9 protein-coding genes and 1 tRNA gene are annotated in these 12,773 nt (G+C 58.8%); 9 read left to right on the forward strand and 1 reads right to left on the reverse strand.

All coding sequences use genetic code 11. The features are described 5' to 3' along the window. Positions 1-26 precede the first annotated feature (26 nt). Positions 27-1,025 (reverse strand): bile acid:sodium symporter family protein, encoded by a 999-nt coding sequence (locus I4W09_RS04375; protein ID WP_196032242.1) that lies wholly within the window; start codon positions 1,023-1,025, stop codon positions 27-29. Positions 1,026-1,300: 275 nt separating this feature from the next. On the opposite strand from I4W09_RS04375, the gene recJ reads away from it, so the two are divergent. From recJ to rplT, 9 genes are all read left to right on the forward strand, one after another. Continuing rightward, a complete protein-coding gene (gene recJ, locus I4W09_RS04380) occupies positions 1,301-4,588 on the forward strand; it encodes a single-stranded-DNA-specific exonuclease RecJ (RefSeq protein WP_196032245.1) in 3,288 nt (1,095 codons plus the stop codon). Positions 4,589-4,603: 15 nt separating this feature from the next. Then, positions 4,604-6,964 carry a RelA/SpoT family protein gene (locus tag I4W09_RS04385; protein WP_196032248.1) on the forward strand — a complete coding sequence of 787 codons (2,361 nt, stop codon included), beginning with the start codon at positions 4,604-4,606 and terminating at the stop codon, positions 6,962-6,964. Positions 6,965-7,050: 86 nt separating this feature from the next. Next, positions 7,051-7,734 carry an MBL fold metallo-hydrolase gene (locus I4W09_RS04390; RefSeq protein ID WP_196032251.1) on the forward strand — a complete coding sequence of 228 codons (684 nt, stop codon included), beginning with the start codon at positions 7,051-7,053 and terminating at the stop codon, positions 7,732-7,734. 194 nt (positions 7,735-7,928) lie between these two features. Next, positions 7,929-8,795 (forward strand): class II fructose-1,6-bisphosphate aldolase, encoded by an 867-nt coding sequence (fba, locus tag I4W09_RS04395; RefSeq protein ID WP_035137086.1) that lies wholly within the window; start codon positions 7,929-7,931, stop codon positions 8,793-8,795. A 351-nt stretch (positions 8,796-9,146) separates the two neighbouring features. After that, entirely contained in the window at positions 9,147-10,580 is a 1,434-nt protein-coding gene (locus I4W09_RS04400; protein ID WP_196032254.1) for a transglutaminase-like domain-containing protein, read from the forward strand. A 39-nt stretch (positions 10,581-10,619) separates the two neighbouring features. Then, a tRNA-Leu gene (locus I4W09_RS04405) sits at positions 10,620-10,706 on the forward strand. A gap of 431 nt (positions 10,707-11,137) precedes the next feature. Continuing rightward, the gene (gene infC / locus I4W09_RS04410) at positions 11,138-11,707 is read left to right on the forward strand and encodes a translation initiation factor IF-3 (protein WP_006234423.1); all 570 of its coding nucleotides are present in this window, start codon (positions 11,138-11,140) and stop codon (positions 11,705-11,707) included. 32 nt (positions 11,708-11,739) lie between these two features. Further along, complete coding sequence (gene rpmI, locus I4W09_RS04415) at positions 11,740-11,931, forward strand: 50S ribosomal protein L35 (RefSeq protein WP_006234422.1); 192 nt, start codon at positions 11,740-11,742, stop codon at positions 11,929-11,931. Positions 11,932-11,977: 46 nt separating this feature from the next. Further along, a complete protein-coding gene (rplT, locus tag I4W09_RS04420) occupies positions 11,978-12,337 on the forward strand; it encodes a 50S ribosomal protein L20 (RefSeq protein WP_006234421.1) in 360 nt (119 codons plus the stop codon). The last annotated feature ends 436 nt before the right edge of the window (positions 12,338-12,773 follow it).

Consider the following 12,773-nt stretch of genomic DNA (forward strand, 5'->3'; position numbering starts at 1 on the left):
GTGAGCGCCCGCACACTGCGGACGGTTTAGCGCGCCATTGCATCGCGGCCGGCCTCGACCCGCTTGCGCTGGGCGGCGCGCTCCTCGCCGGTCAGACGCTCAAAGAAGTGTCCGATAAGCGAGGCGAGCACCTGCTGAAACAACGTTCCACACATGACGGGAAACACAACTTCGCCCGGAAAGTATTGCGTGGCGATGACGGCGCCCGAAGAGATATTGCGCATGCCGCAGGTAAAGCACATGGTGGTCGTCTCGCTATACGGCAGGTGCAACGCGCGGGCGACCAGAATGCCCACGACAAAACCGCTGATGGCGAAGACCAAAATAAAGAGGGCGACTTCCAGGCGCACCGCGTTCATGTGCAGCACGTACTCGCTCATGGCGGTGGAGTTGGACGCGATGACGCCCATCATCATAAATTTGCAGGCGGGCGAGAGCGCGGGGGAGAGCTTCTCGTGGCCCCAGCCGCGCGTAAGTTCGTTGATTACGATGCCAAGGATGGCGGGGATGGCAATCATAAAGGCCATGTTCTGCATCATGCTCGGAACATCGATTGCGACGGTGGCACCCAGCAGGAGCTTGAGCGTGAGCGGAATCGTCACGGGCGATATAACCGAGGACGTCAGGATGATGGTGAGTGCGAGCGGGCCGTTGCCGCCGAACATGCTGATCCACATAAAGGCAGTGACTGCCACGGGTACGCTGTACTCGATCACGATGCCGCAGACAAGGTTGGGGTTGGAGCCAAAGAACAGTGAGCCCATGACATATGCCGCGATGGGGATGAGCACGGCCGAGACAAATAACGCCAAAATCAGATGAAGGGGACGGCGGAACACCTCGGCCACCTGGTGAAAGGTGTTACTGAGTGCACCCTGAAACGTCATAAAGGCAAACAAGGTGGGAACGATGGGCTTGAGAACGCCGATCTGCTGAGGAAAGAGCACGCCGAGCGCCACGCAAATCGGAACGATGATCTGCATGTACCCCGCGAGAAACTTGCCCAGTCCAACCCATTGCTTCATATGCTCTTGTGACTCCCTATGCCCGTGAATCCGTTTGAATGGATATGCTAGACGCTCGCATGCGTCCGTGCGGCTGAAACGCCCGATTATTTCGAGGCTATTACCGACATCGTTTACCGAAACCGCGGTGTGCTGCGGCGATTTGCGTCCGCGCTGCACGGTATAATAAATCTGTTCAACAGATCTGCCTGCCGAAGCGGGTATACACAGAGGACTCATCGCTATGAACCGTGAGAGGTATCGCGGCGACCTGCCCCTATCGGGGGTGGGCGCCTATGTCATCGCTTAAGACGACGCATCGCTGGGCGGTCGCTCAGCAAAAGCCCGAGCTCGAAAAGGAGCTTTCGGCTGGTCTGGGCATACCCGGGCTGGTGGCGCGCATTATGGTTGCGCACGGCATTACATCCATCGAGGAAGGCCAGCTTTTTTTGACGCCTTCGCTCGATCGCGACTGGGCGGACCCACTCGTTATTCCGGGCATGGCGGTCGTCGCCGACCGCGTTGAGCGTGCTATTCGCAGCCACGAGCGCATCGCCGTCTTTGGCGATTTTGACGTCGACGGCATTACGTCGACTTGTCTGTTGACCGAGGCGTTGCGTTCGTTTGGCGCCAACGTCACGCCGTTTATTCCGCACCGCTTTGACGAGGGCTACGGCCTGTCGCGTGCGGCGCTCGACCGCGTCAACGAGCTCGCTCAACCCAACCTGATCGTGACCGTCGATAACGGTATCGCTGCCAAGGAAGAGGTTTCCTATCTGGAGAGCTTGGGAATCGATTTGGTGGTCACGGACCATCACGAGCCGTCCGATCAGGTGCCGCAGGGCGTGCCCTTGACCGATCCCAAACTCGAGGATGAGGGCCCCTCACGCGAACTTGCCGGTGCCGGTGTGGCGCTCAAGCTGGTGCAGGTTTTGGGCGAGCGTCTGGGTAAGCCGTCGTATTGGCGTTCGCTGATTGAGGTTGCGGCGCTGGGCACCGTGTCTGACATGATGCCATTGACGGCCGAGAACCGCGCGTTGGTCGCCGAGGGCATCCAACAGATGCGCGTGACGGCTCGTCCCGGCTACATTGCGCTTGCAGCGCTCGCCAAGGCCGACCTTTCTACCATTACGGCGGACGGTCTATCGTTCTCGCTCATTCCCCGCTTAAACGCCGCCGGCCGCATGGCCGATCCCAAGCTGGCGCTCGACCTGCTGCTTGCCCGCGATCCTATCGAGGCAAGTGCACTGGCGGCCGAGCTCGAGGAGATCAACCGTCAGCGTCGCGAGATTGAGGCGGAGCTCACGCGTGATGCCATGGCAAAGGTCGAGGAGACCTATGATGGCGGTCGCGCAATCGTCGTGGGTGGCGAGGGCTGGCACGAGGGCGTTAAAGGCATCGTGGCGAGCCGCCTTACCAACCGATATCACGTGCCGGCGTTGCTCTTCTCTATCGAGGACGGTATAGCACGTGGCTCGGGTCGCTCGGTGGGCAAGGTCAACCTGTTCGAAGCCGTCGAGCGCTGCTCCGACCTGCTGATTCGCCGCGGCGGACATGCCGGTGCGGTGGGCGTGACCATCGAGGCGTCTAAGCTCGATGAGTTTCGTCGTCGCCTTTCCGCCGTGTTGTCCGAGCTTCCCGCCGAGGACTTTGAGGACACCGACGAGGTTGCCGCCACGGTTGACCTTTCCGAATTGAATATCGAGACCATCGAGCAGATTTCCCGCCTTGAGCCGTTTGGCCAGGGTAATAAGGTGCCGCTGCTGGCTGCCGAGGGCGTGACGATGTGCGATCGCGCCGTGGTGGGCAAGACCGGCGAGCATATGCGCTTCGTGGCGACGGATGGCGCCGCGAGCGTGCCGGCCATCATGTTTCGTGTGCCGCAGATCGATAGGCTTATCAATTGCGACAGCGCTGTCGACTTGGTGTTCGAGGCCGTTGCCGAGCATTGGCAAGGTCGCGTAAAGCCAAAGCTCATGATTAAGGATGTCTTGGTCCGCGATACCACGGCGCCCAGCGTTGACGACCCGGCATGTGAGCTTCGCCGCGGCGTACAACCGGCGGATTCTGGACTGCGCCTGGAGTCGCGTAAACGCGAGACGCTTGCCCAGCTTTCCTATACCGAGCTCACGCGCTCACTCATTCACAGCTTTATCGGATCGAACCAGCCGCACCGCGCGCAGGTCGAGGCGCTCGATGCCCTGGCCGATCACCAAAGTGTTCTGGCCGTTATGGGAACGGGGCGCGGCAAGTCTCTTATCTTCCATGTGCATGCCGCGCGCGAGGCGGTTCTTCGCGGGCGTGCGAGTATCTTTGTCTATCCGCTGCGCGCGCTCGTTGCCGACCAGGCCTATCACCTCTCGTCGACGATGGCCGCGCTCGGCATTGGCGTAGGCGTGCTGACCGGCGAGACCGTGGAAGCCGCGCGCGATGACGTGTTTGCCGGCCTGGCTTCGGGTCGCACCGGCATCGTTCTCACGACGCCTGAGTTCCTTTCCATCCATCGCGATCGCTTTGCGCGTTCTGGACGTATCGGCTTTGTCGTTATCGATGAGGCACACCATGCCGGCCTTGCCAAGGGCGGTGACCGGAGCGCATACCTCGACATGCCCGATATTCTCAAGGCCCTGGGCAACCCCGTTGTCATGGCCGCGACTGCCACCGCAACGGCTCCGGTTGTGGCCGAGCTCGCCCGCGTGCTACCGATTACCCGCACGGTGGTTGACGAGACGGTGCGCGAGAACTTGCAGCTCGAGGATGACCGAGACCTTGCGAGCCGCGAAAATCGCCTGGTGTCGATCGTGGCGACGGGGGAGAAGACCGTTATCTATGTGAACTCACGCGACCAGTCCGTGGCGCTTGCCAAGACGTTGCGCAAACGCGTGCCCGACTGTGCGACCCAGATCGCGTTCTATAACGCCGGGCTTGCGCGCTCCGATCGCCGCCGTGTTGAGGAAGCCTTTAGAGACGGAAGTCTCAGCTGCATCGTTTCAACCTCGGCCTTCGGTGAGGGCGTCAACCTGCCCGATATCCGTCATGTCGTGCTCTACCACATGCCGTTTGGCGCGATTGAGTTTAACCAGATGAGCGGCCGTGCCGGCCGCGATGGACAGCCCGCCGTGATTCACCTGCTCTATTCGTCGCGTGACGCTCGTATTAATGAGCGCCTGCTCGATTGTTACGCGCCCGAGCGCGATGAGCTTGTCACGCTCTATCGAGCGCTGCAGACCATGTGGCGCTCCAACCGTGGCAAGACGGGGGACGATTCATTCTGCGCAAGCGATATCGACATTGCGCAGATGTGTCTTGCCATCGATGCCCGCACGCCGGTCGACGAGCGCTCGGTGGAAAGCGGCCTGGGAATCTTCGAAGAACTCGGTTTCTGCCGCGTTTCGGGGTTTGACGATACGCGTCGCATCGCGATGGCGGAAAACCCCGGTCGCGTGCAATTAAGCAGGTCAATTCGCTATTTGGAGGGCTTGCGCTCGCGCATGGAGTTCACGGCTTTTCGGAGTTGGGCACTCGATTCGTGCGCTTCTGATATGCTAGCCAAAGTTAACCGCCCGATCGTACCGCGGGCCTAGGGGAAGGGGACCTCGATGGACGCCGCAGCCCGTACCGCCCATGATTCCACCCTCCAGCCGTTTTCGGAGATGGAGCACTATAAGCATGCCGATGAGCTGCCGCCCGAGATTATGGCGGATAGCTACGACAAGCTGGAGCGTCTGTGCCTCAAATATATGAACGCGGACGACTTCTCCAAGGTGGAGCAGGCCTACTGCTTTGCTGCCGAGAAGCACTGCAACCAAAAGCGGCGCTCGGGCGAGATGTACATTAACCATCCCGTCGAGGTAGCTATCATTCTAGCCGACCTCAAGATGGACTGCGATGTGGTGTGCGCCGCGCTGTTGCACGATACCGTCGAGGATACCGAGACCTCGCTTACCGATGTTTCCGGCCTGTTTGGCGATACGGTGGCCGAGCTCGTCGATGGCGTGACCAAGCTCACCAACATCGAAGTCGACAGCATGGACGAGAAGCAGGCCCTCACGCTGCGCAAGATGTTCCTTGCCATGTCCAAGGACATCCGCGTCATCATCGTCAAACTCGCCGACCGCCTGCATAACATGCGCACGCTTGCCGCCCTGCGCGAGGACCGCCGTCTGTTTAAGGCGCGCGAGACCATGGACGTATACGCGCCTCTGGCCGACCGCCTGGGCATGAGCTCTATCAAGTGGGAGCTCGAGGACCTGTCCTTCTTCTACTTGGAGCCCGATGCCTACCAGCGCATCGCGCGCATGGTAGCCGAGTCGCGCGAGGTTCGCGAGCGTTATCTGGCCGAGACCATCAAGACGCTCACCGATGAGCTCAATCGCATTGGTCTTGAGGGCTTTCAGATCAACGGTCGTTCCAAGCACTATTGGTCCATCTATCAAAAGATGAAGCGCAAGGGCAAGGAGTTCTCCGAGATTTACGACCTGGTGGCGCTGCGCGTCATCACTCATTCGGTGCGCGATTGCTATTCCACGCTTGGTGCCGTGCATACCTTGTGGCATCCCATGCCCGGTCGCTTTAAAGACTATATCGCCATGCCCAAGGTCAATAACTACCAGTCGCTCCATACGACGGTTATCGGCCCCACGGCCCGCCCGCTCGAGATTCAGATTCGAACCTATGAGATGCACGAGCAGGCCGAGTACGGCATTGCCGCCCACTGGCTCTATAAGAAGTCGGGCGGATCGTCTGCGTCTAAGACCAATGATGCCCAGCGTCTAGACGACCAGATTAACTGGCTTAAGCATTCACTCGATTGGGCGGCGTCTGACGAGATCACCGATGCCAAGGAATACTTGCACTCGCTGAAGGTCGACTTGTTTGACCAGGAGATTTTTGTCTTTACGCCCAAGGGCGAGGTCATGGCGCTTCGTGCCGGCTCTACACCGCTCGACTTTGCCTACGCCGTTCATACCGAGGTCGGTAACCACTGTGTCGGCGCCAAGATCAACGGTGCGGTGGCGCCGCTCACGCACGAGATCAAGACGGGTGACCGTGTCGAGATCCTGACCAACAAGAGCTCTAAGCCGTCGCGCGATTGGCTCAAGATCGTCAAGACGCCTTCGGCCAAGTCAAAGATTCGCCGTTACTTCGCCGCCGCGACCAAAGACGATGACGCTGCTGCCGGCCGCGATATACTGGCTAAGGACCTGCGCAAGCGCGGGTATGGCATCTCTACGCCGCGATCCACGCGTGCGCTCAACGCCGTGGCGGAGCAGTTTAACTTCAAGCAGCTCGAGGACCTTTTTGCAGCCGTTGGCGCGGGCAAGGTCGCCCCGCGCGCTGTGGGCAATAAGGTCGAGCAAATCTTGGACCCCAAGCCCGAGGAACAGCTCACCAAGGCCGAGGCTATCGCCGAGGTCGTCAAGCAGCCTGCCCGCGGCTCCAACCGCAAGCCGCAAAAGCGCGGCAAGAGCGCGAGCAACGGCATTATCGTCAAGGGCGAGAGCAACAGCGGTCTGCTGGTCCGTCTGGCGCATTGCTGCAATCCGGTGACGGGCGACGATATCGTCGGCTTCATCACGCGCGGCCGAGGTGTCTCGGTGCATCGTGCCAACTGCCCCAACGTCAAGGGCCTCATGGAGCACCCCGAGCGCATGATTGACGTAGAGTGGGATGGTGCTGCCGATACGCTTTTCCAGGTCGAGATTGTGGTCGAGTGCCTGGATCGTATGGGCCTGCTCAAGGACGTCACCATCGCCATTGGCGATGCAGGCGGCAATATCCTTTCCGCCGCCACCTCGACCAACCGCGAGGGCATTGCGACCCTGCGTTTTATGGTCGAGATCTCGGACGCGAGTGGTCTGGATCCGCTGCTGGCATCGATTAGCAGCGTCGACTCGGTCTACGATGCACGCCGTTTGATGCCTGGCGAGGGTGGGGCTCAGCTCAAGCGTCGCGTATAGGCGTGACGAGCGCGCGACAGTAATGATATTGGTTACGTTCGGGGCATCGTTTGATGCCTCGACGTTTATAGAAGGAGGGCGCACGCATGGACGCTGCGGCTTTGGACTTAACCCCTCGGGGTACGGCTTCGATTGAGGTGCTTGTAAACGGGCCCATCCAGACCAACAGTTACGTCGTTATTTCGAGTGGCGAATGCTTGATTATCGATCCCGCTTGGGAAGGCGAAAACCTCGTTGCGCACATCCGAGCCGAACACCCTGGCGTGCATGTGCTCGGTTCCGTCTGCACGCACGGTCATGCCGACCATGTTGGCGGTGTAGCCGGAGTTCGGGCCGCCGTTGGCGCTGACGCCTTGTACGAGCTGTGTGTTAAGGATGCGACTGTGCCGCATGCGAATATAGAGGAGCAGCGAGTGATGTGGGGCATCGAGACGCCCGATCCGGGCGAGCCGACGCGGCTGCTTGCCGAGGGCGATACCATTGAGCTAGGCGACATTTGCCTGCAGGTTATCGAGGCGCCCGGGCATACGCCGGGTGGCATTGTCTTGTTTGCTGCCACCGAGCAGGGGAACATTGCCTTTGTGGGCGATACACTATTCCCGGGCAGCCACGGCCGTACCGACCTTTCCGGCGGAGACGAGGCGGCGATTCTGCGCTCGCTCTCCAAGCTCGCCCGGCTTCTCCCGCCCGATACCGTTTGCCTAACCGGCCATGGCGATTCGACCACTGTGGCACGCGAGCTTATGCAGAACCCTTTCATGCAGATGTAGCTTTGCAGTCAGCTTCTGAAGCATGAGAAGCGTCCAAACGTCAAGATATTTTCCCCAACGGGTCGATTCCGTAGGGCAAACGGTCAAAAAAAGTCTGTTTGGACGATATTCGTGAACAAACGAACGTTTATGCTCGGATACGCCGTGGTAAAATCACAGGCGTTATCGGAGCAACCTTACAGGAGGTTTCTTTTATGCTCGTCAACGCAGCAGACATGCTCAAGAAGGCCGAGGCCGGCAAGTACGGTCTCGGTGCCTTCAACACCAACAACCTCGAGTGGACCCTGGCTATTCTCCAGGCCGCCGAGGAGGCCAAGTCTCCGCTGATCCTTCAGTGCACCGCTGGTGCCGCTAAGTGGATGGGCGGTTTCAAGGTCTGCGCCGACATGGTCAAGGCTGCCGTCGAGGCCACGGGCGTTACCGTTCCCGTCGCCCTTCACCTCGATCACGGTTCTTACGAGGACTGCTTCAAGTGCATCGAGGCCGGCTTCACGTCCATCATGTATGACGGCTCTCACGAGGAGACCTTCCAGCTTAACCTTGACCGCACCAAGGAGCTCGTTGAGCTTGCCCACTCCAAGGGCATGTCCATCGAGGCCGAGGTCGGCGGCATCGGCGGCACCGAGGACGGCGTGACCTCCAGCGGCGAGCTCGCTGATCCTGCTGAGTGCAAGCAGATCGCTGACCTGGGCGTCGACTTCCTCGCCTGCGGCATCGGCAACATCCACGGCGTGTACCCTGCCGACTGGGCTGGCCTTTCCTTCGAGCGCCTGGGCGAGATCAAGGCCCAGACCGGTGACCTGCCCCTCGTCCTGCACGGTGGCACCGGCATCCCCGAGGATCAGATCAAGAAGGCCATTTCCCTGGGCATCTCCAAGATCAACGTCAACACCGACCTGCAGCTCGTCTTCGCCAAGGGCGTCCGCGAGTACATCGAGGCTGGCAAGGATCAGCAGGGCAAGGGCTTTGACCCCCGCAAGCTCCTCAAGCCTGGTCGCGACAACATCGTTGCTCGCACCAAGGAGCTCATGGAGGAGTTTGGCTCCGTCAACAAGGCGTAAGCGTCGCTAAACTTCCCGCCGGAAGCCCCGTCTCCCTACACTGTTTCCTTTGCGCTCACCTGGCTTCGCTAGAAGTCGCGCCAAGGAAACAGTTCCGGGGGACGGGGCTTCCTTCGTTTACCGCCGCAGGGTTACGAGTCTGAATTAAGAGGGCTACTGGCTTTGCCAGAAGTCACGCAATGGGAAAAGCTCCGGGTGAACGGGGCCTCCTTCGTTAACTCGCTACAGGGTTACTGGGCTGAATTCATTTTTATAGGTACCGTTTATCGGTATTGAAAGCCCCTTTGTTGGGGCTTTCTTTTTTATCTCGCTACAATGGGCTTCGAGAGTTCTAATGACTTGGAGTTTGGTATGGCTGTTATTGATGTGCTGCCTTCGGATGGGAAGGTTATTGACGAGGGTCCTGTTGGTTGCTCTGTTGATGTTTGCTGCGATGACTTTCGCCATCTCGATATTGGACTGCCGCCCGAGATTCTTCGTCTTAAGGATGCCGGGTATTTGACGCAGGCTGTTGCCGCCTGCGATCGCCTTTTGGAGCAGAACCCTGAGCCTTCGCTGGCTGCCTGCGTTCGCGCCGAGCGGTATCGCATGATCGAGACGCCGCTTTATTTTTCGGTGTCGCGTGATCGGGCTATCGAGATGATCCGCGAGGAGTGGCCTGAGTTTACCGAAGAGCAGTTTGACGACCTGATCGATCGCAAACGTATTGACTGGCGCTTTATCGATGGTCAGCTGTTCGTTCTCGATAACTTCCTTGATTCTTTGCGCGTGTATCCCAAGGAGGTTCCGGGTCTGCGTCCCGATTCTGCGGATGGAATTGCGCTGCGCAACCAGATGCTCGAGGAGATGGAGTCGCAGGGCGGGCTGTCTCGCACCATTACGCTTAAGGCATGCGTGTCTGTCCCCGGTGCTTTGGAGGGGGAGACCGTTCGCGCGTGGCTTCCCATTGCCGCCGCCTGCCGCCAGCAGTCTCAGGTCGAGATGCTTGATATGACGCCGGAGGGGGTCGTTGCTCCCGCAAACGCCTCGGCGCGCACTGCCTCGTGGGTCTCCTCGACCGATCGCTCATTCTCGGTGACCTATCGCTATCACATCGATGCCGCCTATTGCGATATCTATGGTGGCGCGCTCCCATCGCATCCCTGTATGGACGCGCCTCTGCCCGAGGAGACTTCCGAGGACCGTCCGCACATTGCGTTTACGCCGTACCTGCGACAGCTGACGGAGCGTGTTATTGACGGGCTCGAGGATCCGCTCGATCGCGCTCGTGCTATCTATGATTATCTGACACAGCATATCGACTATCGCTATCAGCCACCGTACCTGCTTTTGGGATCTATTGCCGATGACTGTGCACACTTGCTCCGCGGTGATTGTGGCGTTATGGCACTTACGTTTATCACCATGTGCCGCATCGCGGGTGTGCCCGCCCGTTGGCAGAGCGGCCTGTATGTTGCGCCCGATTCGGTGGGGCCGCACGATTGGGCTGAGTTCTATACGCCACAGACCGGTTGGCTTAACGCCGACGTATCGTTTGGCTCCTCGGCGCGCAGGATGGGGGAGGAGTGGCGTCGTCGTCACTACTTTGGCAATCTCGACCCGTGGCGTATGGTGGCCAACGATCGATTCCAGGCCGAGTTTGTGCCCGCTTTCGATGGCATGCGTGAGGATCCCTATGACAATCAGATGGGCGAAGTCTTGGTTAACGGACGCGGGTGCCGCCAGCGCGAGATGCTCCGTTCGGTCGAACTCATCGAAATGTTCGAAGTTCCATTTTCGGACTAATCGGTAGAAAGCTGTGATAAACTAACTCACGCATTACGTGCCCGAGTGGCGGAATTGGCAGACGCAGTGGACTCAAAATCCACCGTTGGCAACAACGTGCGAGTTCGAGTCTCGCCTCGGGCACCATACATGCAAGTGAGCGTTCAAGGGGGTTGCGGCCCCCTTTTTCGTGCCGAACTCGCGTGAGCGCGCGAAGCGTTATGCAAACAGGCCTGCGGCCTGTTTGTAGCGGAGCGTGGCGAGGGCGCCGCGCGTCCGAAGCCCGGGGCTTCGCGAAGCGAAGGCCCTTCGAGTCTCGCCTCGGGCACCATACATGCAAGCGAGCGTTCAAGGGGGTCAAGGCCCCTTTTTCGTGTACGTAATGTGATAACGCGCTGTACGTGTTATTATTCGCAAGGCGTTGTTCCCGCAATGCCCTAAAGAGGAACCCGAGGGTTCCCACCTTTTGGCGCCAATGAGCAGCTGACTGGTCATACAACTTAGATTCCCTTCCTCAAATCGAGGAAGCCTATGTGTACGACCTAGTTGCTGAGAAGCGCCGGGTTATTTTTTTATGAATGGAGGTAGGGAAAATAGCTAAGTCTGATGACACCCGCATCAACGACGAGATCACTGCATCTTCGTGCCGTTTGATTGGCGTCGATGGCTCTCAGCTCGGCCTGTTCGCCATCCGCGATGCCCAGCGCGTCGCCGACGATCAGGGTCTCGACCTGGTCGAGATCGCTCCCAACGCGGAGCCGCCGGTCTGCAAGGTCATGGACTACGGTAAGTTCAAGTACCAGCAGGCCATGAAGGCCAAGGCTGCTCGTAAGAACCAGTCCAAGGTCGAGGTCAAGGAAATGAAGTTCCGACCCAAGATCGACGTTGGCGACTACGAGACCAAGAAGGGCCACGTTCTGCGTTTCCTCAAGAAGGGCGCACGCGTTAAGATCACCATCATGTTCCGCGGCCGTGAGATGGCTCACCCGGAGCAGGGCCTTAACGTTCTCGAGCGTCTCGCCGAGGATCTCAAGCCTTACGCTACGGTCGAGTCCAAGCCTAAGATGGAAGGCCGTAACATGCTTATGCTGCTCGCCCCGATTAAGGGCGCCTTCGATGAGGATAAAGCGGCAAGCGATACCAAGTAACTAGTGTTCTGTAACCGATTAAGGAGTATTTCATGCCTAAGATGAAGTCCCACAGCGGCACCAAGAAGCGTTTCCGCAAGACTGGTACCGGCAAGCTTATGCGCGCCAAGGCTTTCAAGAGCCACATCCTGAGCAAGAAGTCCACCAAGCGTAAGCGTGGCTTCCGTCAGGAGACCGAGATCGCCGCTGCCGACCGCAAGGTCATCAAGTCGCGTCTCGCCTAAGTTCGAGTTCCCGTTTTTCGTTTTACCGTCTAGGAGTTGATAGAACATGGCACGTATTAAGCGCGCTGTTGCCGCCAAGAAGAAGCGCCGTACCGTTATGCACCGTGCGAAGGGTTACTACGGTGCCGCTTCGCGTACTTACAAGCATGCAAAAGAGCAGGTCCAGCACTCCCTGCAGTATCAGTATCGTGATCGCCGCAACAAGAAGCGCGAGATTCGTTCTCTCTGGATCACCCGTATCAACGCTGCTGCTCGCCTGAACGACATCTCTTACTCTCAGTTCATGCACGGCCTGAAGGTTGCCGGCATCGAGCTCGACCGCAAGGTCCTGGCTCAGATGGCTTACGAGGACATCGAGTCCTTCAACGAGCTGGCTACCATCGCCAAGAAGGCTCTCGAGGCCTAATAGATTCTCTTGAATCGCTAGGGGAGTGTCGCGTTGTGCGCGGCGCTCCCTCTTTTTATCTGAAGCGCGGTTTACATTGCTAAAAGCGCGGGTAGATAAACACTTACAGGTGACCGATCTCTATATATTCCTGAACCAAAGGGTCATCATCTGATACGTGCAGTATTTCTGCACCAGCCTTTCTATGACTTATATAGGAAGCAATATATTGTGTAGGACTTGTGAAGAGTGGAATTGACGTCCCACAGGGCTTCGCGGTCTGGCAATATATCTCCTTGCCGCGCGGCCCGGTGGAACCGGTTCAGCCGCGCAGGCGTGCACCTTGAGAACCGGATACTGCGAGGATGGACACTTACTTCAGTGTCGCATCCGGGCAGACATCGAACCATTTGAAATGGTCTAACTTGGATTTGTTTTTCGCAAGGCCGCCGAGAGG

The organism is Collinsella aerofaciens (assembly GCF_015670795.1).
In the GTDB taxonomy this organism is placed as follows: Bacteria; Actinomycetota; Coriobacteriia; order Coriobacteriales; family Coriobacteriaceae; genus Collinsella; species Collinsella aerofaciens_Q.

Coding starts and splice junctions, on each gene's coding strand:
- I4W09_RS04390 (WP_196032251.1), top strand. CDS start 7,051: ATGGACGCTGCGGCTTTGGACTTAACCCCTCGGGGTACGGCTTCGATT.
- rpmI (WP_006234422.1), top strand. CDS start 11,740: ATGCCTAAGATGAAGTCCCACAGCGGCACCAAGAAGCGTTTCCGCAAG.
- fba (WP_035137086.1), top strand. CDS start 7,929: ATGCTCGTCAACGCAGCAGACATGCTCAAGAAGGCCGAGGCCGGCAAG.
- recJ (WP_196032245.1), top strand. CDS start 1,301: ATGTCATCGCTTAAGACGACGCATCGCTGGGCGGTCGCTCAGCAAAAG.
- I4W09_RS04375 (WP_196032242.1), bottom strand. CDS start 1,025: ATGAAGCAATGGGTTGGACTGGGCAAGTTTCTCGCGGGGTACATGCAG.
- rplT (WP_006234421.1), top strand. CDS start 11,978: ATGGCACGTATTAAGCGCGCTGTTGCCGCCAAGAAGAAGCGCCGTACC.
- infC (WP_006234423.1), top strand. CDS start 11,138: ATGGAGGTAGGGAAAATAGCTAAGTCTGATGACACCCGCATCAACGAC.
- I4W09_RS04400 (WP_196032254.1), top strand. CDS start 9,147: ATGGCTGTTATTGATGTGCTGCCTTCGGATGGGAAGGTTATTGACGAG.
- I4W09_RS04385 (WP_196032248.1), top strand. CDS start 4,604: ATGGACGCCGCAGCCCGTACCGCCCATGATTCCACCCTCCAGCCGTTT.